Raw genomic sequence first — 26,475 nt, forward strand, 5'->3', positions numbered from 1 at the left:
CCCACACCTTCCGGCCGCCTGGCCGGGCTTTTGTGCAGGTCAGATGGGATTGTCAGTGGCCGGGTGCAGGATGGACGCATGCCCAGTCCTGCACACCGAGCCCTCGACGGCTTCTCCCCCGCGACCCGCGGCTGGTTCACGGGGGCGTTCTCCGCGCCCACCGCGGCCCAGGCCGGGGCGTGGCGCGCCATCGCCGAGGGCTCGGACGTGCTCGTGGTCGCCCCCACCGGCTCCGGCAAGACGCTGGCCGCGTTCCTCGCCGCGCTCGACCAGCTGGCGTCCACCCCGCCGCCCGCGGATCCCAAGAAGCGCTGCCGGGTGTTGTACGTGTCCCCGCTGAAGGCCCTCGCGGTCGACGTCGAGCGGAATCTGCGCAGTCCGCTGACGGGCATCCGCCAGGAGTCGGTCCGGCTCGGCCTGCCCGAGCCGGAGGTGAGGGTCGGCATCCGCTCCGGCGACACCCCGGCCTCGGAGCGCCGCGCCCTCGCCACGCGCCCGCCGGACATCCTGATCACGACACCGGAGTCGCTGTTCCTGATGCTGACGTCCGCCATGCGCGATGCGCTGACGGGCGTGGAGACCGTGATCCTGGACGAGGTGCACGCGGTGGCGGGCACCAAGCGGGGTGCGCATCTCGCCCTGTCCCTGGAGCGCCTCGACGAGCTGCTGCCGAAGCCCGCGCGCCGCATCGGCCTGTCGGCCACCGTCCGCCCGGTGGACGAGGTCGCGCGCTTCCTCTCTCCGCGCCGCAAGGTGGATATCGTCCAGCCGGAGTCCGGCAAGGAGTTCGACCTGTCCGTCGTGGTCCCCGTGGAGGATCTCGGTGAGCTGGGCGGCTCCCCGGTCAGCGACGGGTCGGAAGGCGCCGAGCGCCCGTCCATCTGGCCTCATGTCGAGGAGCGGATCACCGATCTGGTCCAGGCCCACCGCTCGACGATCGTGTTCGCCAACTCGCGCCGCCTCGCGGAGCGGCTGTGCAACCGGCTGAACGAGATCGCCTACGAGCGGGCCACCGGCGAGTCGCTGGACGAGCACCACTCCCCGGCCCAGCTGATGGGCGGCTCGGGTGCGGCGCAGGGAGCGCCGCCGGTGCTCGCGCGCGCCCACCACGGCTCGGTCTCCAAGGAGCAGCGTGCCCTCGTCGAGGAGGACCTGAAGGCGGGCCGGCTGCCCGCCGTGGTCGCCACCTCAAGCCTCGAGCTGGGCATCGACATGGGCGCGGTGGACCTCGTCGTCCAGGTGGAGTCACCGCCGTCCGTGGCCTCCGGGCTCCAGCGCGTGGGCCGTGCGGGGCACCAGGTCGGAGCGGTCTCCACGGGCGTGGTCTTCCCCAAGTACCGGGGCGACCTGGTCCAGGCGGCCGTGGTCACCGAGCGGATGCGTTCCGGCTCCATCGAGTCGCTCAGGATTCCGGCGAACCCGCTGGATGTGCTCGCCCAGCAGCTCGTCGCCATGACGGCGCTCGACACCTGGCAGTTCGACGACCTCCTCACCGCGGTCCGCCGGGCGGCCCCCTTCGCCTCGCTCCCCGAGTCGGCGTTCACCGCGGTCCTGGACATGCTGGCGGGCCGCTATCCCTCGGACGCCTTCGCGGAGCTGCGCCCGCGCGTGGTGTGGGACCGGGTGGCGGGCACGATCACCGGCCGCCCGGGCGCCCAGCGGCTCGCCGTCACCTCCGGGGGCACGATCCCGGACCGCGGGCTCTTCGGGGTCTTCCTGGCCGGAGCCGACCCGAAGAAGGGCGGCGGCCGGGTCGGTGAGCTGGACGAGGAGATGGTGTACGAGTCCCGGGTCGGGGACGTGTTCACCCTGGGCACCAGTTCCTGGCGGATCGAGGACATCACGCGCGACCGTGTGCTGGTCTCCCCGGCGCCCGGCGTCCCCGGCCGGCTGCCCTTCTGGAAGGGCGACCAGCTGGGCCGGCCGCTGGAACTGGGCCGTGCGGTGGGCGCGTTCCTGCGCGAGGTGGGCTCGCTGCCGAAGGAGGACGCGCGGCTGAGGCTGCTCGCGGCGGGACTCGACGCCTGGGCGGCGGACAATGTGCTGTCGTACCTGGCCGAGCAGCGCGAGGCCTGCGGCCATGTCCCGGACGACCGCACGATCGTCGTGGAGCGATTCCGTGACGAGCTGGGCGACTGGCGGGTCGTGGTGCACTCCCCGTTCGGGGCTCAGGTCCACGCCCCGTGGGCGCTCGCGCTGGGCGCCCGGCTGGCCGAGCGGTACGGCATGGACGCCCAGGTGATGCACGCCGACGACGGCATCGTGCTGCGCCTGCCGGACGCGGATCTGATGGGCCTGGACCTGCTCGACCAGGAGCCGGTGAAGGCGGGCGCACCCCTGTATACGGCGGCCGACGCCGAGCAGGCGCCGGTCGGCGCGGCGGACGTCGCCTTCGACAAGGGCGAGGTCGACCAGATCGTCACCGACCAGGTCGGCGGGTCGGCGCTGTTCGCGTCCCGGTTCCGCGAGTGCGCGGCCCGTGCGCTGCTGCTGCCGCGGCGCAACCCCGGCCGCCGCACTCCGCTGTGGCAGCAGCGTCAGCGCGCCGCCCAGCTGCTCCAGGTGGCCAGTGAGTTCGGCTCGTTCCCGATCGTCCTCGAAGCGGTCCGCGAGTGCCTGCAGGATGTCTTCGACGTTCCGGGTCTCGCCGAGCTGATGGGCGACATCGAGTCACGCAAGGTACGGCTCGTCGAGGTCACCACCCCGGAGCCGTCCCCGTTCGCCCGCTCACTGCTGTTCGGGTACGTCGCTCAGTTCCTCTACGAGGGGGACTCCCCGCTCGCCGAGCGGCGCGCCGCAGCGCTGTCGCTGGACTCCCGGCTGCTGGCGGAGCTGCTGGGCCAGGCGGAGCTGCGGGAGTTGCTCGACACCGAGGTGCTGACCGAGCTGGAGCGAGAGCTGCAGTGGCGCACGGAGGACCGGCGGGTCAAGGACATCGAGGGGGTCGCGGACGTCCTGCGGCTGCTGGGCCCGCTCACCGACGCCGAGCTGGTGGAGCGGGGAGCCGAGCCGCACTGGGCCCCGGAGCTGGCCGCCGCCCGCCGTGCGATCAAGGTCCGTATCGCGGGCACCGACCACTGGGCGGCGATCGAGGACGCCGGCCGGTTGCGGGACGCGCTGGGCACGGCACTGCCGGTGGGCGTCCCGGAGGCCTTCACCGAGCCGGTCAAGGACCCGCTCGGAGATCTTCTCGCGCGCTACGCGCGCACGCATGGCCCCTTCACATCGGCCATCGCGGCAGCGCGGTTCGGTCTCGGGGTGGCCGTCACCGAGGGCGCGCTGCAGCGGCTCGCGGCGTCCGGCCGAATCGTCCAGGGAGAGTTCCATCCCGCGGGGATCGGCCAGGAGTGGTGCGACGCGACCGTGCTGCGCAGGCTGCGGCGGCGTTCGCTGGCGGCGCTGCGGCACGAGCTGGAGCCGGTGCCTCCGGCTGCGCTGGCACAGTTCCTGCCGCAGTGGCAGCACGTCGGCAGCGGGCACGGTCTGCGGGGCGTGGACGGTCTGGTGCGCGCCATCGAACAGCTCCAGGGCGCGTCCGTGCCCGCGTCCGCCCTGGAGAAGCTCGTTCTGCCGTCCCGTGTCGCGAACTACACGCCCGCGATGCTGGACGAGCTGACCGCCGCCGGCGAGGTGGTGTGGGCAGGTGCGGGCGCGCTGCCCGGCAAGGACGGCTGGATCTCCCTCTTCCTCGCCGACGCGGCCCCCCTGCTGCTGCCCGACCCGCACCCCCTGGAGCTGACCGCGCTGCACCAGTCGGTCCTGGCCGCCCTCTCGGGGGGCTACGGCCTGTTCTTCCGGCAGATCGGCGACCAGGTCCGGGCCACGACGCACCCGGACGTCACGGACCCCCAGCTGGCCGACGCCATCTGGGACCTGGCCTGGTCGGGCCGGCTGACGAACGACACGCTGGCGCCGATGCGATCGCTGCTCGGCTCGGGCCGCACCGCGGGTTCCACCGCCCACCGCGCCAAGCGCGCGGTCCCGCGCGGGCGGTACGGATCGCTCACGGCCGCCGCCCGCCCCCAGTCCCGTACGGGACCGCCGACCGTCGCGGGCCGCTGGTCGCTGCTGCCCTCCCGTGAGGCGGACCCCACCGTCCGCGCCCACGCCCTGGCCCGGACACTGCTGGACCGGCACGGCGTCGTGACCCGGGGCGCGGTGGCGGCGGAAGGCGTGGAGGGCGGCTTCTCGGCCGTCTACCGCGTCCTGTCCGCCTTCGAGGACAGCGGCCAGGCCCGGCGTGGTTATGTGGTCGAGGGGCTGGGTGCGGCACAGTTCGCGATGGACGGCGCGGTGGACCGACTGCGCGCGGTGGCGAACGCCCGCGACCGAGGCGAACCGCTGCCCGGCGCGGCATCCGGCGCCGGCAACGGCTTCGCCGACGGCTTCACGAACGGGTTCCCGGGGGGCCACGCGCCCTCGCCGGAGAGCCCCTTCGGCACCGGCTACGACGACACCCCGGACGGCCCCTTCGGCACAGAAGACCACGACGGCTTCGAGGGCCCACCCACCGCCGGCTTCGGCGACCCCTTCGACACGGGCCCGGCGATCCCCGACCCGCTGTCCGCACCGGGTTTCGGAGGTCCGCGCTCCGGCTCCGGGGCGGGCGTGGAATCCGGCCTCCGTCCGCCGTACGGACAGCGCGGGCCGGGGCTGCCGCCGAACCGGACCCGCTCCACCGGCCCCGCCCGCGCGGTGGTCCTCGCGGCCGCCGACCCGGCCAACGCGTACGGCGCCGCGCTCGGCTGGCCCGAGCCGCCCACGGGCGCGGGGCACAAGCCGGGGCGCAAGGCGGGTTCGCTGGTGGTCCTGGTCGACGGCGAACTGGCGCTCTACATGGAGCGCGGCGGCAAGACCCTGCTGGCCTGGCCCGTGGACCCGGAGGGCAAGCCGACGGAGGACACGCGGCTGCGTGCGGCCGCCGAGGCCCTCGGGGCGGCAGCGCGGGCGGGCTCCCTGGGCACGGTCACGGTGGAGCGCGTCAACGGCGCCTCCGCCCTGTCGTCCCCCTTCGGCATCCTCCTGGAAGGAGCGGGTTTCATCGCGACTCCGCGGGGCCTGCGCATCCGCGCGTGAGCCCTGTGCGGCACCCCGGCGACAGTACGGGTCCGCTGCCCCGGCCATCGGCCCGCCACCGCGCCGTCCCGACGTGTCACCCTTGACCCATGCCCGAAGGCGACACCGTGTATCTGGCCGCGAAGCGTCTGCACGGGGCGCTCGCGGGGAAGGTGCTGACCCGCTCCGACCTCCGGGTGCCCAGGTACGCCACGGCCGACCTCACCGGCCGTACCGTCCTGGACGTCACCCCGCGCGGCAAACACCTGCTGACCCGGATCCAGGGCGGACTCACCCTGCACTCCCATCTGAAGATGGACGGCGCCTGGAAGATCTTCGCGGCAGGGCAGCGCTGGAGCGGCGGCCCGGCCCACCAGATCCGGGCGATCCTCGGCACCGCCGACCGTACGGCCGTCGGCTATCGCCTGCCCGTCCTGGAACTGCTCCGCACCGCCGACGAGGACCGCGCCGTGGGCCACCTCGGCCCCGACCTCCTCGGGCCGGACTGGGATCCCGCGCTGGCGCGGGAGAACCTGCTGCGCGACCCCGCCCGCTCCCTCGGCGAGGCCCTTTTGGACCAGCGCAATCTGGCCGGCATCGGCAATATCTACAAGAGCGAACTGTGCTTTCTGCTGCGGGTGACCCCGTGGCTGCCCGTCGGCGACCTCCCGGCCGAGCACGTCGCACAGCTCCCCGCCCTCGCCCGGCGGCTTCTGGAAGCCAACCGCGACCGCCCGGCGCGCAACACCACGGGGCGGCGCGGGCAGAACCTGTTCGTGTACGGGCGTGCGCCCCGTCCCTGTCTGTACTGCGGCACCCCGATCCGGGTGGCCGACCAGGGCGACGGCTCCCGCGACCGCCCCACCTACTGGTGCCCGGCCTGCCAGTGGGGCCCGGCTCCGCTGCCGCGCCCCGGGGACCTGCGCGGCAGCCGTTCCCGCACAGCTAATTGACGGCCCGTCAGAAATGCTCGTACCGTCGAGACCATGCCCGTCACGGCGTACGACCTCAGCGGACGCACCGCATTCGTCACCGGCGCCGCCAGCGGCATCGGCCGGGCCACGGCCGTGCTGTTCGCGGAGGCCGGAGCGACCGTGCACTGCGCGGACCGGGACGCACAGGGTCTGGACGAAACGGCGGCGTTGATCAAGAACCGCGGCGGCACGGCACATCCGCACCCGCTCGATGTGACGGACCGGGCGCGCCTGAAGCAGGCGGTCGAAGCCTGCGCCCGCCTGGACGCGATGGCGGCCGTCGCCGGGATCATGCACAGCAGCTTCGTGCTGGAGACCCGGGACGAGGACCTGGACCGGGTGCTGGCCGTCAACTTCAAGGGTGTGCTCTACGCCTGCCAGGAGGCGGCCCGTCGCATGATCGCGGACGGTACCCGCGGCAGCATCGTCACGATGGCGTCCGGCGCCGTCGACACCGGCGGTCCGGGGCTGCTGTGCTACGGCGCGGCAAAGGCGGCCGTGGTGCAGCTGACGAAGACGCTGGCGGCCGAGGTCGGGCGGCACGGGATCCGGGTCAATGCGGTGGCGCCGGGATGGACCCGCACGCCGATGACCGACCGGCACAGGGAGAGCCGGGCACGGACGGAGGCGTCCATGGCGCGGCTGTCACCGCTCGGCCGGGTCGGCGAACCACAGGACATCGCCCACGCGGTGCTGCACCTCGCCTCCGACGCCGCCTCGTTCACCACGGGCCAGATCCTCCGCCCCAACGGCGGTGTCGCGATGCCCTGGTGAGACCGTCGTCGCGACGCCCTGGAGATCCCCGTCGCAATGCCCTGGAGATCCCCGTCGCGACGCCCTGGTGAGGTCCCCGTCGCGACGCTCTGATGAAATCCCGTCGCGAGGCGGCCGCACGGCCCGCACGCAGGCCACAGGGCCTTGCGGTCCTCGGCGGCCGGGCCGGCCGTAAACCGCACCCAGGAGCCCCCTGAACGCCCCCGGACGCCGTCTCCAGCCGACCCGCTCGCCCCCCTCACCCCGGTTGCGCGCCCCTCCCGCGCCCCCTCGCGGTCCACCACCGGCGCCAGGACCCGGCCTGCTGGTCCGGCCCGGCCGCCCCCACGGCACGGGTCTTCGGCACACAGTGCACCGGCAGCAGGCTCAGCCCCCACCCCCCGGTCGCGACCGCACCCTCCAGCACCCCCGCATCGGGTGCCAGCACGAGTCGGAGTACCCCCCACCACCACAGCGCCCCCAGCGCCAGCGTCGCCCCCCAGCGCGCCGTGCGCCCCGCCATGGCCGTCACCTCCAACCCGAGGAACCAGACCCTAGACCGCCCTGTCACCACCAGGGAGGGCGCACCAGCGGCACACAGGCGCACTGGACCCAGCGCATGCCCCGGGCATCTGTCACACACGGCGCACCCCGCGCGCGCCCTCCCGCTCGCCCGGCCCCACCAGGCGATGCCGGAGCCTCTCGTCGCCCGTCCCGCTCGCCTGTTCGCCTCACCCGTTCTCCGCCTGGAACATCCAGTGGTGCTTCTCCAGGTCCGCGGTGATGCCGATGAGGAGGTCCTGGCTCACCGGGTCGGGCTCGGCGGTCGCCCGCACCCGCTCCCGCATCCGTGTGATGACCGCGCCGAGCGCGGAGACAAGCGTGCCCACCGCGTCCGTGTCCTTGACCCAGCCCTGGGGTACCGCCCCGATGCCGCTGCCCTGGGCGACGGTCGGGGCGCGCCCGTCCGGGGGCACGCCGAGCGCCGAGGCCCGTTCCGCCACGGTGTCGGAGTGGAGGCGCGCGCTGTCGACCACGTCGTCGAGTTGGAGGTGGATGGAGCGGAAGCGCGGCCCGATCACGTTCCAGTGGACCTGCTTGGCCACGAGGGAAAGGTCCACCAGATCGACCAGGGCTCCCTGGAGGGCCTCGGCCACGATCTTGAGGTGCGTGTCGGGCAGCGGGCTCTTCACGACGTACATCGGCATCCTTCGCAAGCGTGCGTACGGCCCCGAGCGCCCTTCCACGATGACCGCACCCCCCGGGCCCGGCAAACGGGACCGCGCGCCCGCCTGCGCCACCGCCCCCCAAGCGTCAGGGCCCGCCGCACCCGCCCGGTCCCGCGAGCAGCACGGCCACGGACGCACAAGAGCCCCGGCCGCGCCCTCCAGGTCTTCCCGGAGGGGCCCCGGCCGGGGCTCTCGTCCACATCGGCGCGTGCGCGCCCCTGTGGGGGGCTTCAGGCGGCGACCACGTCCACTGCCTCGGCGGGCGCCTTGATCGTGACGCGTTCCGGCGGGACACCGGTGACGGACACGGAATTGAGCATCGGGCGACGCACCGGTGCGGGCACCGGCTCGGTGGCCGCTGCAGACTGTGCCAGCTCGGCGAGTGCGAGCTCGTCGCTCACTTCCCGCATGAGCTCGGACATCCGTACGTCCAGCGCGTCGCAGATCGCGGAGAGCAGTTCGGAGGACGCCTCCTTCTGCCCCCGCTCCACCTCGGAGAGATAGCCGAGCGAAACTCGGGCGGACGAGGAGACTTCGCGCAGAGTACGGCCCTGGCGCTGGCGCTGCCGACGCAGCACGTCACCCAGCAGGCGACGGAGCAGAATCATCGGTGGCTCCCTCCTCGGACCGCGAAACCGCATCCTTCACGCCCCACCGTACCGCCTTGCGCCGCGGCCGTGCGGGGAGCGCTGTTGTGTTCACTCAGGGCTGCAAACATCAAGTCCCCCCGTTCTGTTCCGTATCCTGTGCCCGCTCATTCCCGGTCTGTTCGCCCGCAAGCTCCGCGAGAAGCAGTGCGAGTACGCTCCGTACACTCTCCATACGGATTTCCGCACGGTCGCCGTTCAACCGCAGCGCCGCCACTTTCCCGCCACCAAGTTCGTCGGAAACCTCTTCGAACGGCCCGTCCACGGCCACGAACACCGTGCCCACGGGCCGGCCGTCCTGCGGATCGGGGCCGGCCACGCCGGTCGTCGCGAGCCCCCAGTCCGCCCCGAGCGCCTTGCGTACGCCGGCCGCCATCTGGGTCGCGACCTGCGGATCCACCGCTCCCCGATCGGCCAGCAGAGTGCCGTCCACGCCGAGGACGTCCCGCTTCACATCGGTGGCGTAAGCGGTCACCGAGCCGCGGAAGGCCTTCGAAGCGCCGGCCACCGCCGTGATCTCCGCGGCCACCAGACCACCGGTCAGGGACTCGGCGACGGCGAGCGTCTCGCCTCTCACGGTCAGTAGTCGCAGCACTTCGGCGGCCAGCGATGTCAACGTTCCGCCTCCTCGGCCGCCGCGCGGCGCTCGGTGATGCCGTGCCTGCGCAGCACAATGGCCTGCCGTACGTAGTCGAGCCCGGTGACGACGGTCAGGACGAGCGCCGCGGCCATCACCCAGAACCTCAAGGTCGCCAGCCACCCCGTGAGCGACAGGACGTACATCCCGACCGCGACGCCCTGGGTCAGCGTCTTCAGCTTGCCGCCCCGGCTGGCCGGTATCACGCCGTAGCGGATGACCAGGAAACGCAGCAGGGTGATGCCCAGCTCACGCCCGAGGATCACACCCGTCACCCACCACGGCAGGTCGCCGAGCCAGGACAGACAGATGAGGGCCGCGCCCATGATCGCCTTGTCGGCGATGGGATCGGCGATCTTCCCGAAGTCGGTGACGAGGTTGTACGTGCGCGCCAGATGACCGTCGAACAGATCGGTGATCATGGCGATGGCGAAGGCAGCCCAGGCCAGCGAGCGCCACGCCGGGTCGTATCCGCCGCCCGCCAGCATCAGCGCGACGAAGCCCGGTACCAGGACCAGGCGGAGCATCGTCAGCAGGTTGGCGACGTTCCAGACACTGGCCTGGTTGACCGCGGCGGCCGTCAGCTTGCCGCCCCGCGGCGGCCGGACCCCGTCCGGGGAGCCGGAGGAACCGGGTGCGTCCTGGCTGTCGGCCGCCCGGGCGGCGGGGGTGCCGGACGGTCCCTTGCCCGCCTTGGAGCCGGACATGGCCGCGGTGCCGGGGACGCCCGGCACGGATGCCGCGCCCCGCGGACGGGAGGAGCCGCCCGCCGCGGATGCCGGGATTCCGGTCATCTGCCCGCCTCCTCAGGACACCCGAGCGAGCCCGTGAGCGGCTCGGCCACCAGGTCGACACCCTCCGTACCGACCACCTTCGCCTCGACGATACGGCCCACGCCCAGGCCTTCGCTCCCGGTGAACAGCACCTGGCCGTCCGTCTCGGGCGCCTGGTGCGCGGCGCGGCCGTAGGCCCCCTCCTCCGCGTCCACCGACTCCACGAGCACATGGACGGTCTCACCGACGCGCTCCTCGGCGCGCTGCGACACCAGCTCCTCGGCGAGCCGGGAGATATGGGCCAGTCGCTCGGCGACGACGTCCCCGTCGAGCTTGTCGTCGTACGTCGCGGCCTCCGTGCCCTCCTCGTCGGAGTAGCCGAAGACACCGATCGCGTCCAGCCGGGCGCCGTTCAGGAAGCGCTCCAGTTCGGCCAGGTCGGACTCGGTCTCGCCGGGGAAGCCCACGATGAAGTTGGACCGCACACCCGCTTCCGGTGCCTTGCTTCTGATGGTGTCCAGCAGCTCCAGGAAGCGGTCGGTGTCGCCGAAGCGCCGCATCGCGCGCAGCACACCGGGCGCGGAGTGCTGGAAGGACAGGTCGAAGTAGGGGGCGACCTTGGGGGTCGAGGTGAGCACGTCGATCAGTCCGGGCCGCATCTCGGCCGGCTGGAGGTAGCTGACGCGGACCCGCTCGATGCCGTCCACCTCGGCCAGCTCCGGCAGCAGGGACTCAAGGAGACGAATGTCACCGAGGTCCTTGCCGTAGGAGGTGTTGTTCTCGGAGACCAGCATGATCTCCTTGACGCCCTCCTCGGCCAGCCAGCGCGTCTCGTTCAGCACATCGCTCGGGCGGCGCGAGATGAACGAGCCGCGGAAGGACGGGATGGCGCAGAAGGAGCAGCGCCGGTCGCAGCCCGAGGCGAGCTTGACCGAGGCGACCGGGGAGCCGTCCAGCCGGCGGCGCAGCGGCGCACGGGGGCCCGAGGCCGGGGCGACGCCCTCCGGGAGGTCGGCCGGACCGTGACCCGGCAGCGCGATGCCCGCGGCGGACTCCTGCCGCTCCGCCGGGGTGATCGGCAGCAGCTTGCGCCGGTCGCGCGGGGTGTGGGAGGCGTGGATGCCGCCGTTCAGAATGGTCTGGAGGCGGTCAGAGATGTTCGCGTAGTCGTCGAAACCGAGCACGCCGTCGGCCTCGGGGAGGGCCTCGGCCAGTTCCTTGCCGTACCGCTCGGCCATGCAGCCCACCGCCACGACGGCCTGCGTTCTGCCCTGTCCCTTGAGGTCGTTGGCCTCCAGAAGGGCGTCGACGGAGTCCTTCTTCGCGGCCTCGACGAAGCCGCACGTGTTCACGACGGCGACGTCCGCGTTCTGGGCGTCCTCCACGAGCTCCCAGCCGTCCGCCTCCAAACGGCCTGCGAGCTCCTCCGAGTCCACCTCGTTGCGGGCGCAGCCAAGAGTGACGAGTGCGACGGTACGGCGTTCAGACATGGGCTCAAGACTACTTCGTCCCGCTGACAGCCCACGTCGACGGGGTTGGCCGATCTTGGCCAACCCCGTGTGCCCGTGCCCCTTGCGTACCGCTCGGTCACCGCTCGGGCGCCGAGGCCGTCCGTCACCCGGTGACGGGGTCGCCCTTCGTGTAGGTCAGGCGCTCGACCTGGCCGGGCTGGAAGGCGTCCTGGATCTTCTTGCCGTTGACGTAGAGCTGGATGGCGCCCGCGTCACCGAGGACCAGGTCGATCTTCTCCTTGTCCTGGAAGGTCTGCGAGTCGCCCTGCTTGAGCAGCCCGTCGAAGAGGGTGCGGCCGTTGTGGTCCTTTGCGGAGATCCAGCTGCGGCCCTCGGCGGCGCTGACCTGCACGGTCACCTTGTCGCCGGGCGCGGCCGCGATCGCGCTGTCGGACGGTTCGGGCGTCGGGCTGGCAGGCTTGCTGCTCTTGGGCGTGGCCGAGGCGGTCTTCCCGGTGCTCGCCTGGGGACCCTTGGCGACCGGTGTCTTGGCGCTCTGCTCGCCGTCACCCCCCTTGACCAGGGTGAAGCCGACGAAGCCGATCACCGCGACGATGGCCGCGACCATGGCCGCGGTCCAGTTGGGCCCCCGGCGCTCGGGGCGGATCCGCTCCGCCTCGAAGAGCGGGGCCGCCGGGGTCGGGGCGGGCCGTCCGCCGTGCTCTTCGGCGTACTGCTCGAGCAGCGGGGCGGGGTCGAGATGCACGGCTCGTGCAAGCGTACGAATGTGGCCGCGGGCGTAGACGTCGCCGCCGCACGGCGTGAAGTTGTCCTGTTCGATCGCGTGCACGATCGTGATGCGGACCCGGGTGGCGTTGCTGACGTCGTCGACGGTCAAGCCGGCCGCGATGCGCGCCTGCTGCAGGGCTCGGCCGATCGAGGGGCGCTCCGACGCGGGGGCGCCTTCGCGAGCGTCGTCGAAGGGAGGTACGTCCTCAGGGGAGTTGCCGTCTGGGGAGTTGCCGATGGACACGGGGGCGCCTTTCGAGCGTGTAGCCACCTGTGCTGGAAGTTCAGTCTAGGGGGGGTACGAAAGGGTGGGGCAACCGGGCGGTACGACTTTGTACGCCATCTGAATGGCCGGTCATCCTGATGGTGGGACATATTGCTGTCGTCTTGCTCAAGTTGACGTGCGCGGCGGGGGAACGGTTGCTCACGGATCACTTACGAGTGGGTCACGGTCGGATGCCGGGCGCGTCGCCGGGCGTGCCGGTGACGCGCCCGGGCGGCCCGCTCGTGCGGCGCTTCCGGGAACGTCCGATCCCTACGGGTGAGACTCCCCGCGAATGAGGGCGAGCACTCCGTCCAGCTCGTCGGGTTTCACCAGAACGTCGCGCGCCTTGGATCCCTCGCTGGGACCGACGATGTTGCGCGACTCCATGAGATCCATCAGACGGCCGGCCTTGGCGAAGCCGACGCGCAGCTTGCGCTGGAGCATCGAGGTGGATCCGAACTGCGTGGAGACGACCAGCTCGGCCGCCTGGCACAGCAGATCGAGATCGTCGCCGATGTCCTCGTCGATCTCCTTCTTCTGCTTGCCGCCGACGGTGACGTCCTCCCGGAAGACGGGCGCCATCTGGTCCTTGCAGTGCCGGACGACCGCCGCGACCTCCTCCTCGGTCACGAACGCGCCCTGCATACGGGTCGGCTTGTTCGCACCCATCGGCAGGAAGAGCCCGTCGCCCTTGCCGATCAGCTTCTCGGCGCCGGGCTGGTCGAGGATGACGCGCGAGTCGGCCAGGGAGGAGGTGGCGAAGGCCAGCCGGGAGGGCACGTTCGCCTTGATCAGACCGGTGACGACGTCCACCGACGGCCGCTGCGTGGCGAGCACCAGATGGATGCCCGCCGCGCGCGCGAGCTGCGTGATGCGCACGATCGCGTCCTCGACGTCGCGCGGCGCGACCATCATCAGGTCGGCCAGCTCGTCGACGATCACCAGCAGATACGGGTAGGGCTGCAGTTCGCGTTCGCTGCCCTCGGGCGGCTTGATCTTGCCGTTGCGGATCGCCTCGTTGAAGTCGTCGATGTGCCGGAAGCCGTACGCCGCGAGGTCGTCGTAGCGCAGGTCCATCTCCCGTACGACCCACTGGAGCGCCTCGGCGGCCCGCTTGGGGTTGGTGATGATCGGCGTGATCAGGTGCGGGATGCCCTCGTACGCGGTCAGCTCGACGCGCTTGGGGTCGACGAGGACCATGCGCACGTCCTCCGGGGTCGCCCGCATCATGATCGAGGTAATCAGGCAGTTGATGCAGGACGACTTGCCGGAACCGGTGGCACCGGCGACGAGGATGTGCGGCATCTTCGCGATGTTCGCCATCACATAGCCGCCCTCGACGTCCTTGCCGAGCGCGACCAGCATGGGGTGGTCGTCCTCGGCGGCCGCCGCGAGACGGAGCACATCGCCGAGGTTGACCATCTCCCGGTCGGTGTTGGGGATCTCGATGCCGACCGCGGACTTGCCCGGGATCGGGCTGATGATCCGGACATCGGGGCTGGCGACGGCGTACGCGATGTTCTTGGTGAGGGCTGTGATCCGCTCGACCTTCACGGCGGGGCCCAGCTCCACCTCGTAGCGGGTGACCGTCGGGCCTCGGGTGAAGCCGGTGACGGCCGCGTCGACCTTGAACTCGGTGAAGACGGTGGTGAGGGAGGCGACGACGGCGTCGTTGGCGGCGCTGCGCGCCTTGCCGGGGCCGCCGCGCTCCAGGAGGTCCAGGGAGGGCAGGGAGTAGGTGATGTCCCCGGAGAGCTGGAGCTGCTCGGCGCGCGGCGGCAGATCGCGGACCTCCTGCGGCGCCGCCTTGGTGAGGTCGGGCACCGCCGAGTCGGCCGGGAGCCTGTCCTGCTGGGGCCGTGCGGCCGGCACGGGCGTCGGCGTCGTCGGCTCGCGGTCCCCGGTGGCGACCCCCTGGGTGAGGTCGGCGACAAGCGGGGACGGCGGCATTCCGTGCAGGACGGCACCGTCCAGTGCGGCGGCCGCGGCCGCCGCGACGTCCACGGCGTCCATCTGCCGGCCCATGGCGGGCTGCTGCACGGCGGGGCGCCGGGAGCGGCCGCGTCGCCGGGCGATCGCCTCCTGCTCGGCCCCGTCCGGGTCGTAGGGCTCCTCGGCGGATCCTCGCCGGCGGGAGCGGGGCAGTGCCTCGCGCCACTGCTCGTCGTAGCGCTCGTCGTCCTCGCTGCGGAAGCCGTCGCCGTCGTCCGGGGCGTGCAGAAGGCCCAGCTTCACCCCCATCAGCCGCAGCCGCTGTGGAATGGCGGTGACGGGCGTGGCGGTGACGACGAGCAGCCCGAAGAAGGTGAGCAGGACGAGCAGGGCCACCGCGAGGGCATCGCCCATGGTGTACGTGAGCGGGGTGGCCGCGCCCCAGCCGATGAGGCCGCCGGCGTCCCTTATCGCCTGCATGCCCCCGCTGCGCGCGGGGTCGCCGCAGGCGATGTGCACCTGGCCGAGCACCCCGATGACGAGCGCCGACAGGCCGATCACGATACGGCCGTTGGCCTCCGGCCGCTCCGGGTGCAGGATCAGGCGCACGGCGATCGCGCCGAGCAGGATCGGCACGAGCAGATCCAGCCGGCCGAAGGCGCCGGTGACCAGCATCTCGACGAGGTCGCCCACAGGGCCGCGCAGACTGGCCCAGGTACCCGCGGCGGTGATCAGCGACAGACCTAGCAGCAGGAGCGCGAGGCCGTCCTTGCGGTGCGCCGGGTCGAGCCCCTGCGCGCCCCGTCCCAGGCCGCGGAGCATCGCTCCGACGGTGTGCGCCAGGCCGAGCCAGAGAGCGCGCACGAGGCGGTACACGCCCGCGGTCGGGTTGGGTGCCGGCGCGGGAGCCGGCTTCTTCGCCGCGGCTTTCCTGGCGGGGGCCTTCTTGGCGGCGGCTTTCTTCGCGGGGCCCTTCTTCGCCGGAGCCTGCCTCGGAGCGGCCGCCTTCTTCGCGGGCGACTTCTTGGCTGCGGGACGTGAGGCCATGAGTGTGAGATTACCGGTGGAGGCGACAGGGGACACGCGTGGCCACTGCTTCACCCGTTCGTGTCGCTCCGGGAGAGGCGCAAAACTGACGCGGGCTCAAGCGGACTGAGCCGCTTGGCGCAGAGGCGTGGCGCACCGGGCGGCAGACGGCAAAGGCCCGGGACCCCCCCCGTGTGTCACAAGGGGCGGTCACCGGGCCGTACGACCGGAATGCCGCCGCCTGAGCCCCCGCGGGAGCACGGCGTCAGCTCTGGGACGGCACCGGCGGGGTGCCGCTGCCCGTGCCCGGTTCCAGGGCGTCCAGGGCGCGGCGCAGCCCGGTGAGCTTACGCTCGAGATGGGCCGCGGTCGCCACTGCCGCCGCGTCCGCCGACTCGTCGTCGAGCTGTTTGGACAGCGCCTCGGCCTGCTCCTCCACCGCCGCGAGCCGCGCGGACAGCTCGGCGAGCAGCCCGGCCGGCTCCTTGCTCTCCCCGGCCGCGGACCTGCCGCCGCCCTCCAGCTGGAGCCGCAACAGGGCCGCCTGCTCGCGCAGCTGGCAGTTCTTCATGTACAGCTCGACGAACACGGAGACCTTCGCGCGCAGCACCCACGGGTCGAACGGCTTGGAGATGTAGTCCACCGCGCCTGCCGCGTACCCCCGGAAGGTGTGGTGCGGGCCGTGGTTGATGGCGGTCAGGAAGATGATCGGGATGTCGCGCGTCCGCTCCCGGCGCTTGATGTGCGCCGCGGTCTCGAATCCGTCCATGCCCGGCATCTGGACGTCCAGCAGAATGACCGCGAAGTCGTCCGTCAGCAGTGCCTTGAGCGCTTCCTCCCCGGACGATGCCCTGACCAGCGTCTGATCGAGCGCGGAGAGGATGGCCTCCAGCGCCAGCAGATTCTCCGGCCGGTCATCGACCAGGAGGATCTTGGCCTTCTGCACCATGGGCCGCCCTCCTCGCCCCGGCGTGGGGCCTCCCCTGTCCTCAGGACTCGGGGTGACGCCGCCCGACGCCACCCCAGGGGACGACTCCCTTGCGCCGCCCGTCCTTGTGCCGGTCATCGTAGCCGCACCCCGCCTGTCGCCACACCCTGTCACCGCGATGTCACTGTGCACGTAGCAGAAACGCGGCAGGAGACCAGAAGGTTCCCCGCGGACCGCACTTCCACACGGCTCCGTCCGCACTCAGTCGGCAACTCCGCGTGAACATTCGGAGCCCCCACCGCATCCGCATGCACATCACTCCCCACGCATCCACTGTTCCATCACGGACAGTAGGTGATCGGGGTCGACCGGCTTGGTCACATAGTCCGAGGCGCCCGACTCGATGGCCTTCTCACGGTCCCCCTTCATCGCCTTCGCCGTCAACGCGATGATCGGCAGCCCCGCGAACTGGGGCATCCGGCGAATCGCCGTAGTCGTGGCATAGCCGTCCATCTCGGGCATCATGATGTCCATCAGGACGACCGCGACATCATCGTGCTGTTCCAGCACCTCGATGCCCTCCCGGCCGTTCTCGGCGTACAGCACCGACAGGCCGTGCTGCTCCAGGACGCTGGTGAGGGCGAAGACGTTGCGGATGTCGTCGTCGACGATCAGCACCTTCTCGCTGTCGAAGCGCACGCCCCGCCGCGGCTGCGGCCCCTCCTGCTGCTCCCCGGGCCACGGCTCCTGCCCCCCGCCGGCGCCGCGCTGCACGCCCGCGGAGACGGCCCTGCGCCGGCGCCGGAAGAGCGCCGCGGGCCCGTTCTGGGTCTCCTGGTACGACTTCACCTCGGCCGGGGTCTCGATGTCCGGCGCGGACAACTCCGCCTCGGACGCCAGCAGCTCGTCGGCCTCCATGGCGGGCGCGAGCTGCGCGTAGCCCTGCGGCGGCAGTTCGATCGGGTGCAGCGGCAGATACAGGGTGAACGTGGAGCCGCGTCCGGGCTCGCTCTGCGCGTGGATCTCGCCGCCGAGCAGCCGCGCGATCTCACGCGAGATGGACAGTCCGAGGCCCGTACCGCCGTACTTGCGGCTCGTCGTGCCGTCCGCCTGCTTGAACGCCTCGAAGATCACCCGCATCTTGCTGGCCGCGATGCCGATACCGGTGTCGGCCACCGAGAACGCGATCAGCGCCGCGTCCGGTTCCCGCAGCGAGCCGGCCTCCAGCAGCTGCTCCCGGATGGCCATCGGCACATCGCCGCCCGCCGGACGGATGACCAGCTCGACGGCCCCGGTGTCGGTGAACTTCACCGCGTTGGACAGCAGATTGCGCAGCACCTGCAACAGGCGCTGCTCGTCCGTGTGCAGCGTGGCGGGCAGCTCCGGCGACACCCGTACGGAGAAGTCGAGCCCCTTCTCCGCGGTCAGCGGCCGGAAGGTGGCCTCCACGTAGTCGACGAGCTGCACGAGCGCGATGCGCGTCGGCGAGACGTCCATCTTGCCCGCCTCGACCTTCGACAGGTCCAGGATGTCGTTGATCAGCTGGAGCAGGTCGGAACCGGCGCCGTGGATGGTCTCGGCGAACTCGACCTGCTTCGGGGAGAGATTGCCCTCGGCGTTGTCGGCGAGCAACTTGGCCAGGATCAGCAGGGAGTTGAGCGGGGTGCGCAGTTCGTGCGACATGTTGGCCAGGAACTCGCTCTTGTAGCGCATGGAGACCGCAAGCTGCTCGGCGCGCTCCTCCAGGACCTGCCGCGCCTCCTCGATCTCGGTGTTCTTGACCTCGATGTCCCGGTTCTGCTGGGCCAGCAGCTCGGCCTTCTCCTCCAGTTCGGCGTTGGACGCCTGGAGGGCCTTCTGCCGCTGCTCCAGCTCCTCCGACCGCAGCCTGAGTTGCTCGGTCAGCTCCTGCGACTGCCTGAGCAGCACCTCGGTCTTGGTATTGACGGAGATGGTGTTGACGCTGGTCGCGATCATCTCGGCGATCTGGTTGAGGAAGTCCCGCTGGATCTGCGTGAACGGGGTGAAGGAGGCCAGCTCGATGACGCCGAGCACCTTCCCCTCGAACAGCACCGGCAGGACGATCACCTGCGCGGGGGGTGCCTCCCCGAGCCCGGAGGAGATCTTCAGATAGCCGCTGGGCGCGTTCTCCACGAGGATGGTGCGCTTCTCCTGGGCGGCCGTCCCGATCAGCGCTTCACCCGGCCGGAACGACGTCGGCATGGAGCCCATGGAGTAGCCGTAGGACCCCAGCATCCGCAGCTCGTACTGGTCTTCCGCGTCGGCCCCCCGGTCCTGGCCGTCCACCGGCTCCATCGCGAGGAAGAACGCGCCGTGCTGCGCGGAGACCACCGGCGTCAGCTCACTCATGATCAGCGAGGCCACGTCCTCCAGATCGCGGCGGCCCTGCATCAGAGCGGAGATACGGGCCAGGTTGCCCTTGAGCCAGTCCTGCTCCTTGTTGGCGATCGTGGTGTCGCGCAGGTTGGCGATCATCTTGTTGATGTAGTCCTGGAGCTCCTGGATCTCACCCGAGGCGTCCACATCGATCTTCAAATTGAGATCGCCGCGGGTCACCGCGGTCGCCACGCGCGCGATGGCGCGCACCTGCCGGGTCAGGTTCCCGGCCATCTCGTTCACCGACTCGGTCAGGTCACGCCAGGTGCCGTCCACGTCCCGGACCCGCGCCTGGCCGCCGAGCTGACCCTCCGTACCCACCTCACGGGCCACCCGGGTGACCTCCTCGGCGAAGGAGGAGAGCTGGTCGACCATCGTGTTGATGGTGGTCTTCAGCTCCAGGATCTCGCCGCGGGCGTCGATGTCGATCTTCTTGGTGAGATCACCCTTGGCGATGGCCGTGGTCACCATGGCGATGTTGCGCACCTGGCCGGTGAGGTTGGACGCCATCTGGTTCACGGACTCGGTGAGGTCCTTCCAGGTGCCGGCCACACCCGGTACATGCGCCTGACCGCCGAGGATGCCGTCCGTGCCCACCTCACGGGCCACCTTGGTGACCTGGTCGGCGAACGAACTCAGCGTCTTCACCATGGTGTTGAAGGTGTCGGCGAGCTGGGCGACCTCGCCGCGCGCCTCGATCGTCACCGTCCGCGTCAGGTCACCGTTGGCGACGGCCGCCGCGACCTGGGAGATGTTGCGCACCTGCATGGTCAGGTTGTTTGCCATGAGGTTGACGTTGTCGCTGAGGTCCTTCCAGATGCCCGTGACACCGGGGACGTGCGCCTGGCCGCCCAGGATGCCCTCGGTGCCCACCTCACGGGCCACCCGCGTCACCTGCTCGGCGAAGGACGACAGCTGGTCGACCATCGTGTTGACGGTGGTGACCAGTTCGAGGATCTCGCCCTTGGCGTCGACGGTGATCTTCTTGGACAGGTCGCCCTTGGCGACCGCGGTGGTGACCTCGGCGATGTTGCGCACCTGGATGGTCAGGTTGTTCGCCATGAAGTTCACGGACTGCGTGAGGTCCTTCCAGGTGCCGGATACACCCTGGACCTCGGCCTGCCCGCCGAGGATGCCCTCGGTGCCCACCTCACGGGCCACCCGCGTCACCTGCTCGGCGAAGTTGGAGAGCTGGTCGACCATCGTGTTGATGGTGTTCTTCAGCTCCAGGATCTCGCCGCGCGCGTCCACGTCGATCTTCTGCGACAGATCACCCCGCGCCACCGCCGTGGCGACCTGCGCGATGTTGCGCACCTGGGTGGTGAGGTTGCCGGCCATGCCGTTGACGGAGTCGGTCAGATCCCGCCACACACCGGCCACGCCCGGCACCTGCGCCTGACCGCCGAGCCGGCCCTCGGTGCCCACCTCACGGGCCACCCGCGTCACCTGCTCGGCGAACGCGGAGAGCTGGTCCACCAGGTTGTTGATGGTGTTCTTCAGCTCCAGGATCTCGCCGCGCGCGTCCACGTCGATCTTCTGCGACAGATCACCCCGCGCCACCGCCGTCGTCACCTGGGCGATCTGCCTCACCTGCGAGGTGAGATTGCCCGCCATGAAGTTGACGGAGTCGGTGAGTTCCTTCCAGGTGCCGGAGACCCCCGGCACCACGGCCTGGCCGCCCAGACGCCCTTCCGTGCCCACGTCCCGGGCCATGCGCGTGACCTGGTCGGCGAACGCGGAGAGCTGGTCCACCATCGTGTTCACGGTGTTCTTCAGCTGGAGCATCTCACCGGAGACGTCCACGGTGACCTTCTGCGACAGATCACCGTTGGCCACCGCCGTCGTCACCTGGGCGATGTTGCGGACCTGGCCGGTGAGGTTGCGGAACGCCGTGTTGACGGAGTCCGTGAGGTCCTTCCACGCTCCGGCCGCACCCGTCACCTGCGCCTGACCGCCCAGCTCGCCCTCGACGCCGATCTCCCGCGCCACCCGGGTGACCTCGGCGCCGAAGGCCGAGAGCTGGTCCACCATCCCGTTGACGGTGTTCTTCAGCTCCAGCATCTCGCCGGCGACATCGACGGTGACCTTCTGCGACAGATCACCGCTCGCCACCGCCGTCGTCACGGCGGCGATGTCCCGCACCTGAGTGGTCAGATTGCGGAAGACCGTGTTCACCGAATCGGTGAGGTCCTTCCACGTACCCGCCGCACCCGGCACATTCGCCTGCCCGCCGAGCCGGCCCTCGGCACCCACCTCGTTGGCCACCCGGGTGACCTCGTCCGCGAAGGTGCGCAGCGTCTCGGTCATCTGGTTGATCGTCTCGGCGAGCTGCGCCATCTCGCCGCGCGCCGACACGGTCACCTTCTGCGACAGATCACCGTTGGCGACCGCGGTCGTCACCTGGGCGATTCCGCGCACCTGGGCGGTCAGATTGCCGGCCATCAGGTTCACCGAGTCGGTGAGGTCCTTCCACACCCCCGACACACCCGGCACCTGGGCCTGGCCGCCCAGCTCGCCCTCGGTGCCGACCTCCCGGGCGACCCGGGTGACCTCGGAGGAGAAGGACGCGAGCTGGTCCACCATCGTGTTGACGGTGTTCTTCAGCTCCAGCATCTCGCCGGCCACGTGCACCGTGACCTTCCGGGACAGGTCGCCCTTCGCGACCGCCGTCGTCACCAGGGCGATGTCCCGCACCTGCGCGGTCAGCCGGTACGCCATCGTGTTGACCGAGTCCGTGAGATCCTTCCACGAACCGGACATACCGCGCACCCGGGCCTGACCGCCCAGCTTGCCCTCGGTGCCCACCTCGCTGGCCACCCGCGTGACCTCGTCGGTGAACGTCGACAGCTGGTCGACCAGGTTGTTCACCGTACGGCCGACCTTCAGGAACTCACCGCGCAGCGGATGCCCCGTACCGTCCTGCCCCGGCGTCCGCAGCTCCATGCGCGGCGACAGATCACCCTCGGCGACCGCCGACAGCACCCGGCTGACCTCGGAGACGGGGCGTACGAGATCCTCCACGAGCGCGTTGGACGCGTCGATCGCGCTCGCCCAGGAGCCCTCGCAGGCCCCCGTCTCCAGCCGCTCCGTGAGTTTTCCCTCACGTCCGACCACGCGGCGCACCCGCGCCAGCTCTCCGGTCAGATGCAGATTCCGGTCCGCCACCTCGTTGAAGACGGCGGCGATCTCCGCCATCACTCCGTCGCCGGAGACCGTCAGCCGCTTCCGGAAATTGCCGTCCCTCATCGACACCAGGGCCGCCAGCAACCGGTTCAGGGCCGCCGTGTCCACCGCGGTCGTTCCGTTGCGCGCCGTGCGCTGGTTGCTCAGGGACTGTCCGCCTTTCGCGCGCGCCTTAGTGCCCCGCGTCGCTGCGCCAGACTCCACTGTGTCCCTCCCGCAAGGGTCGACCATCACTGCTGTGCTCAGGGGTACTGCTCGACGTACCGGTTACTCGTGCGTAAGCGTGCCCGTTCCACCGGGCGCGCCCGGTGCTCCTGCCCGGCCCGGCAGGAGACACTCGGCCTGCCCGGACCTCCGTAGGAAGCTTGCCCAGTGTTTCACCATGCCCGAACCAGGCCATAACAGTTCGGCAGCTTCGCACACGCTCCGCACACCCTCCGGACGTAAACACCGGCGACCGGCATCCGCATGGACGGCGAAGGTAAGTAACCTTGCATGCGGCTGTCCAGCCGCGCCGGTCCGACCGGCCTGGGCGGTGGCACGAGCACGAGCGGGCAGGCATCGGAGGGGCACCGCACCATGACCACCGGACTGCGTCCCGGGGGACACCCCCAGGATCCCCGGCAGAGGGGGAACGAGCCCCTGCCCTGGCAGGAGGGGGTCGGCCCGGGCACCCCGCACGTCGAGAACAGGACAGGGAGATCCGTGATCACCGCGCGCGCGGCCGCCAGCTTCGAGCCCGTAGGACGATCGGTGGCGACCGCCCGGTCCTTCGTCCGTGACACCCTCCAGGGCTGGGGCTTCGCGGACATCGTCGACGATGCCGTGGTGCTCACCAGCGAGCTGGTCACCAATGCCGTCGTGCACGCGGGCACCGCCGCGGACGTCCTGTGCCTGCGCAGCGACGACGGCGTACGCGTCGAGGTCGCCGACCGGTATCCGGAACGCGAGATCCCGCTCCAGTCGAGTGCCGTGAACATGGGCAGCCCGGACCGGGAGGGCGGCCGCGGCCTCCAGCTCTGCGCCGCCCTGGCCAACCGCTGGGGCGTCGAGTACACCCCCACGCACAAACAGGTCTGGTTCCAACTGCACCTTCCCGAACGCCCTGTGGGCACGCGCGCGGCGGGCCCCTCGCTCCCCGCGGACCTCCTGCCGCTCGCCGACGGCCGGGTCCGGGTCGCGGTCGTCCAGATCGACCGCACGGGCACCATCACCGCCTGGAACGAGGACGCGGAGGACCTCTTCGGATACGCGGCCGAGCAGGTCACCGGCAAACCGCTCACCGACCTCGCCGCCTGGCCGCACACCCCCGGCACCGGCACCGGGATCGCCGAGGCCCTCCGCCTCTCGCGCTGGGAGGGCAGCTACGGCATCCGCGGCGCCGACGGCCGGGTGATCCCCGTCTACGCCTCCCACCTGCGCGTACGCGACACGGCGGGCGAACCCTCCACGGTCTGCCTGCTGGTGCGCGACGATGAGCGGGCCGTGCTCCAGACCCCCCTGCGTGGGTCCGCCGCCGACTCGACGACCGCCCAGGACGGCCAGGTCCCGGATCCCTTCGAGGTCTTCATCGGCTCCCCGGCCCCCGACGATCTCGACGGCCTCCTCCAGCGCACGGTGGAGCGCGCCCGCGACATGCTCGACGGCGACGCCGCCTTCCTCCTGCTGGCCACCGACGACGAGACGGAACTGGAGGTGCGTGCCTCGACCGGCCTGCCCTCCGCCCGCCAGCGCTTCGCCCGCGTCCCGGTCGAGGCGGGCCCCGGCCGCTACGGCTCGGCCCGTATGCCCGCCGTCCACGACGACCTGGCCGCCGTGCCGGGCGCGGTGCCCCTGCTCGGCGGCACGGGCATGCGCTCCGTCGTGACGGTCCCGCTGAAGGTGGAGGGCCGGCTGACCGGCTCCCTCGGCGTCGCGGCCGAGTCGCCCTCCCGGTACTCCAACGAGGAGGCACTGCGCCTCCAGTTCGCGGCCGACCGGATCGCCCTGGCCGTGGAGTCGGCCCGCCTCGGTGAGCTGGAGCGGCTGCGCCGCGGCTCGCTGAGCTTCCTCGTCGAGGCCTCCGACCTCCTCGCGGGCACCCTGGACCGGGACCAGACCCTGGCGCTGATGGCCCAGATGACGATCCCGACGCTGGCCACGTGGTGCGCGGTGTACACGATCGCGGACCAGGCCTCGGAGCCGTACCTCTCCTACGTCCTGCACGAGGACGAGGAACGCATCGACGGCCTCAAGGCGCTCCTGTCGAAGATCGCCCCGCCGGAGCCCATCCCCGCGCCGGGCGCCCGGGTCTGGACGGCCCCGGCGGAGGCCGCCCACCGAGCGGCGCTGCGCACCTCCATGCGGAGCCTCGGCCTGGGCGAGACGCCCCCGGTCAGCTCGGGGATCGGCACGACGCTGGCGACGGCCGGGGCGGTCGGCGGCGAAACGGTCGTACTGCCGCTCGTCGCCCGCAACCGCGTCATCGGCATGCTGACCCTGGGCAAGCCGGCGGACGAACACTTCCGCCAGGAGATCCTGGAACTGGCCGAGGACCTGAGCCGCCGGGCCGCCCTGGCCCTCGACAACGCCCGGCTGTACTCGGAGCGCACGGCCATCAGCCAGTCCCTCCAGCGCAGCCTGCTCCCGCCGGAGCTCCCGGACATCGACGGTGTCGAGGTCGAGGTGATCTACCGCGCGGCCGGCGAGGGCAACGAGGTCGGCGGCGACTTCTACGACCTGTTCCCGATCCGCGACGGGGCCTACGGCTTCGCCATCGGCGACGTCTGCGGTACGGGTCCGGAGGCGGCCGCGGTCACCGGCCTGGCCCGCCATGCCCTGCGCCTGCTGGCCCGCGAGGGCTTCGGCGGGCCGGCCGTGCTGGAGCGCCTGAACTCCGCGATCCTCGACGAGGGCGCCCGCAGCCGCTTCCTGACCCTGCTCTACGGCGAGCTGTGGCCCCAGGAGGACGGCAGCGCCGTGCTGAAGGTGGTCTGCGCCGGCCATCCGCTCCCGCTCCGTCTACGCCAGGACGGCTCGGTGGAGCCGGCGGCCGAACCGCAGCCGCTCCTCGGCGTCATGGAGGATCTGGAGCTGTACGAGCAGACGGTGACGCTTGACCCCGGGGACGTCCTGCTGTGCGTCACGGACGGCGTCACGGAGCGCCGCGAGGGCACGCGCATGTTGGGCGACGACGGCCTCGCGGAGGTCCTCACGACCTGTACGGGCCTCACCGCGGGAGCGGTGGCGGCCCGCATCATGCGGGCGGTCGAACGCTTCGCCTCGGATGCCCCATCGGACGACATGGCGATTCTGGCGATGCGCGTGCCGGGCCTTCCGAAGGATTGAAGTCCCAGGAACGCCCGGGCCCCCGGCCGCAGTCGGGGCGTGAAAAAGGCCCCGCCCAGATGGGCGGGGCCTTTTCTCGGAGCCCCCAAACGGAATCGAACCGTTGACCTTCTCCTTACCATGGAGACGCTCTGCCGACTGAGCTATAGGGGCCTGTCGCCTTTTCGGAGTTTCCCTCGCGGCAACGGAATAGATCATACCCCGAACTGGCGTGTGTTCCCAAACAGGAGAGCCGGGGCTCAGAATGCGGCCTGCAGCAGGCCGCCCAGGGCGTTGCACGCCGAGACGATCCGGTTCATCTCACGCTTCGTCAGCGAGGCGTCCACGGGCAGCGCGAGCGTCTCGTCGGCGGCCCGCTCGGTCTCGGGCAGACACACGTCCCGTCGGAACCCCGGCATACGGTGGACGGGGGTCTTCACCGGGACCCGGCACTCGACTCCCCTGGCCTGTACGGCTCGTGCGAAGGCATCGCGGTCCGGCCGGCCGTTGCCCGGCACCCGCACGACGTACTGCTGGTAGGTGTGGCCGCCGCTGCCATCGGGCGGACGCACGCCGCGCAGCCGCCGGTCCAGATACGCCGCCCGCTCACGACGCTGGGCCACCTCTGCGTACGGCGTCTCGGACTCTCCCTGCTCCAGCACCAGGAGACCGCGCCGCTGCCCGACCTCGTGCAGATGCGCCACGTCGGCGGGCCGGCCGAAGCGGTGCACGACGACGACCGCGGCGGTCTGCGGGCTCACCACGTCTTCGACGGCGGACGGATCAAGGCAGTACGTCACCGGGTCTATGTCGGCGAACACCGGGGTCGCGCCCGCCAGGGTCACGGCCTCGGCCACCTCGATGTTCCCGAAGGCCGGCACGATGACCTCGTCACCGTGGCCGATGCCTGCGGCCCTGAGCATTCCTGCAGTACCCATGGCTCGGATGCTCGTGCGGCAAAGTGAACGCAAAGTGACGCGCAACGCAAAAGAGCTGGTCCCCGAACCGAAGTTCGGGGACCAGCTCTGAAGAATCGTTCGGCGGCGTCCTACTCTCCCACAGGGTCCCCCCTGCAGTACCATCGGCGCTGTAAGGCTTAGCTTCCGGGTTCGGAATGTAACCGGGCGTTT

General features: G+C 71.3%; 15 protein-coding genes, 1 tRNA gene and 1 rRNA gene. 4 read left to right on the plus strand and 13 right to left on the minus strand.

Annotated elements, in window-relative coordinates; translation table 11 throughout:
- The first annotated feature begins 78 nt into the window (after positions 1-78).
- From ACIP94_RS13865 to ACIP94_RS13875, 3 genes are all read left to right on the plus strand, one after another.
- Positions 79-5,076 (plus strand): ATP-dependent helicase, encoded by a 4,998-nt coding sequence (locus ACIP94_RS13865; protein WP_402424184.1) that lies wholly within the window; start codon positions 79-81, stop codon positions 5,074-5,076.
- A gap of 89 nt (positions 5,077-5,165) precedes the next feature.
- The gene (locus ACIP94_RS13870; RefSeq protein WP_402424187.1) at positions 5,166-6,008 is read left to right on the plus strand and encodes an Fpg/Nei family DNA glycosylase; all 843 of its coding nucleotides are present in this window, start codon (positions 5,166-5,168) and stop codon (positions 6,006-6,008) included.
- 33 nt (positions 6,009-6,041) lie between these two features.
- On the plus strand, positions 6,042-6,803 hold the full coding sequence (locus ACIP94_RS13875; protein ID WP_402424189.1) for an SDR family NAD(P)-dependent oxidoreductase: 762 nt from the start codon (positions 6,042-6,044) through the stop codon (positions 6,801-6,803).
- A 238-nt stretch (positions 6,804-7,041) separates the two neighbouring features.
- On the opposite strand, the gene ACIP94_RS13880 is transcribed toward ACIP94_RS13875, so the two are convergent.
- From ACIP94_RS13880 to ACIP94_RS13925, 10 genes are all read right to left on the minus strand, one after another.
- Positions 7,042-7,305, minus strand: coding sequence for a hypothetical protein (locus ACIP94_RS13880; RefSeq protein WP_402424192.1), 264 nt, complete (start codon positions 7,303-7,305; stop codon positions 7,042-7,044).
- Positions 7,306-7,513: 208 nt separating this feature from the next.
- Complete coding sequence (locus ACIP94_RS13885; protein ID WP_402424195.1) at positions 7,514-7,984, minus strand: Dps family protein; 471 nt, start codon at positions 7,982-7,984, stop codon at positions 7,514-7,516.
- A 257-nt stretch (positions 7,985-8,241) separates the two neighbouring features.
- Positions 8,242-8,619: a helix-turn-helix domain-containing protein gene (locus ACIP94_RS13890; protein ID WP_037620346.1), complete on the minus strand. Its 378-nt coding sequence runs from the start codon at positions 8,617-8,619 to the stop codon at positions 8,242-8,244.
- A 109-nt stretch (positions 8,620-8,728) separates the two neighbouring features.
- Positions 8,729-9,274: a CinA family protein gene (locus ACIP94_RS13895; RefSeq protein WP_402424198.1), complete on the minus strand. Its 546-nt coding sequence runs from the start codon at positions 9,272-9,274 to the stop codon at positions 8,729-8,731.
- Positions 9,271-10,089, minus strand: a complete 819-nt coding sequence (pgsA, locus tag ACIP94_RS13900) for a CDP-diacylglycerol--glycerol-3-phosphate 3-phosphatidyltransferase (RefSeq protein ID WP_402424201.1) — start codon at positions 10,087-10,089, stop codon at positions 9,271-9,273. Before pgsA ends, ACIP94_RS13895 begins: the two co-directional genes overlap by 4 nt.
- Positions 10,086-11,558, minus strand: a complete 1,473-nt coding sequence (rimO, locus tag ACIP94_RS13905; protein ID WP_402424204.1) for a 30S ribosomal protein S12 methylthiotransferase RimO — start codon at positions 11,556-11,558, stop codon at positions 10,086-10,088. Before rimO ends, pgsA begins: the two co-directional genes overlap by 4 nt.
- Before the next feature lie 124 nt (positions 11,559-11,682).
- Positions 11,683-12,552 carry a helix-turn-helix domain-containing protein gene (locus ACIP94_RS13910; RefSeq protein WP_402424205.1) on the minus strand — a complete coding sequence of 290 codons (870 nt, stop codon included), beginning with the start codon at positions 12,550-12,552 and terminating at the stop codon, positions 11,683-11,685.
- 291 nt (positions 12,553-12,843) lie between these two features.
- Positions 12,844-15,552, minus strand: coding sequence for a DNA translocase FtsK (locus ACIP94_RS13915; protein ID WP_402424208.1), 2,709 nt, complete (start codon positions 15,550-15,552; stop codon positions 12,844-12,846).
- Positions 15,553-15,796: 244 nt separating this feature from the next.
- Positions 15,797-16,480 carry a two-component system response regulator gene (locus ACIP94_RS13920; protein WP_402424210.1) on the minus strand — a complete coding sequence of 228 codons (684 nt, stop codon included), beginning with the start codon at positions 16,478-16,480 and terminating at the stop codon, positions 15,797-15,799.
- A 294-nt stretch (positions 16,481-16,774) separates the two neighbouring features.
- Positions 16,775-22,243 carry a HAMP domain-containing protein gene (locus tag ACIP94_RS13925; protein ID WP_402424213.1) on the minus strand — a complete coding sequence of 1,823 codons (5,469 nt, stop codon included), beginning with the start codon at positions 22,241-22,243 and terminating at the stop codon, positions 16,775-16,777.
- Between the two features lie 375 nt (positions 22,244-22,618).
- Between ACIP94_RS13925 and ACIP94_RS13930 the strand changes: the two genes are divergently transcribed.
- Positions 22,619-25,366, plus strand: coding sequence for a SpoIIE family protein phosphatase (locus ACIP94_RS13930; RefSeq protein WP_402424292.1), 2,748 nt, complete (start codon positions 22,619-22,621; stop codon positions 25,364-25,366).
- A gap of 80 nt (positions 25,367-25,446) precedes the next feature.
- Here the strand turns inward: ACIP94_RS13930 and ACIP94_RS13935 are convergent.
- The 3 genes from ACIP94_RS13935 to rrf form a co-directional block, all read right to left on the minus strand.
- A tRNA-Thr gene (locus tag ACIP94_RS13935) sits at positions 25,447-25,519 on the minus strand.
- Positions 25,520-25,605: 86 nt separating this feature from the next.
- Positions 25,606-26,268, minus strand: coding sequence for a DegT/DnrJ/EryC1/StrS family aminotransferase (locus tag ACIP94_RS13940; RefSeq protein WP_402424295.1), 663 nt, complete (start codon positions 26,266-26,268; stop codon positions 25,606-25,608).
- A gap of 112 nt (positions 26,269-26,380) precedes the next feature.
- Positions 26,381-26,475 (minus strand): 5S ribosomal RNA (gene rrf, locus ACIP94_RS13945); the annotation flags it as partial.

It is taken from the genome of Streptomyces sp. NPDC093261, from assembly GCF_044753645.1.
Taxonomy (GTDB): Bacteria; Actinomycetota; Actinomycetes; order Streptomycetales; family Streptomycetaceae; genus Streptomyces.

Coding starts and splice junctions, on each gene's coding strand:
- ACIP94_RS13890 (WP_037620346.1), bottom strand. CDS start 8,619: ATGATTCTGCTCCGTCGCCTGCTGGGTGACGTGCTGCGTCGGCAGCGC.
- ACIP94_RS13930 (WP_402424292.1), top strand. CDS start 22,619: ATGACCACCGGACTGCGTCCCGGGGGACACCCCCAGGATCCCCGGCAG.
- ACIP94_RS13920 (WP_402424210.1), bottom strand. CDS start 16,480: ATGGTGCAGAAGGCCAAGATCCTCCTGGTCGATGACCGGCCGGAGAAT.
- ACIP94_RS13865 (WP_402424184.1), top strand. CDS start 79: ATGCCCAGTCCTGCACACCGAGCCCTCGACGGCTTCTCCCCCGCGACC.
- ACIP94_RS13875 (WP_402424189.1), top strand. CDS start 6,042: ATGCCCGTCACGGCGTACGACCTCAGCGGACGCACCGCATTCGTCACC.
- ACIP94_RS13870 (WP_402424187.1), top strand. CDS start 5,166: ATGCCCGAAGGCGACACCGTGTATCTGGCCGCGAAGCGTCTGCACGGG.
- pgsA (WP_402424201.1), bottom strand. CDS start 10,089: ATGACCGGAATCCCGGCATCCGCGGCGGGCGGCTCCTCCCGTCCGCGG.
- ACIP94_RS13880 (WP_402424192.1), bottom strand. CDS start 7,305: ATGGCGGGGCGCACGGCGCGCTGGGGGGCGACGCTGGCGCTGGGGGCG.
- ACIP94_RS13915 (WP_402424208.1), bottom strand. CDS start 15,552: ATGGCCTCACGTCCCGCAGCCAAGAAGTCGCCCGCGAAGAAGGCGGCC.
- rimO (WP_402424204.1), bottom strand. CDS start 11,558: ATGTCTGAACGCCGTACCGTCGCACTCGTCACTCTTGGCTGCGCCCGC.
- ACIP94_RS13940 (WP_402424295.1), bottom strand. CDS start 26,268: ATGCTCAGGGCCGCAGGCATCGGCCACGGTGACGAGGTCATCGTGCCG.
- ACIP94_RS13885 (WP_402424195.1), bottom strand. CDS start 7,984: ATGTACGTCGTGAAGAGCCCGCTGCCCGACACGCACCTCAAGATCGTG.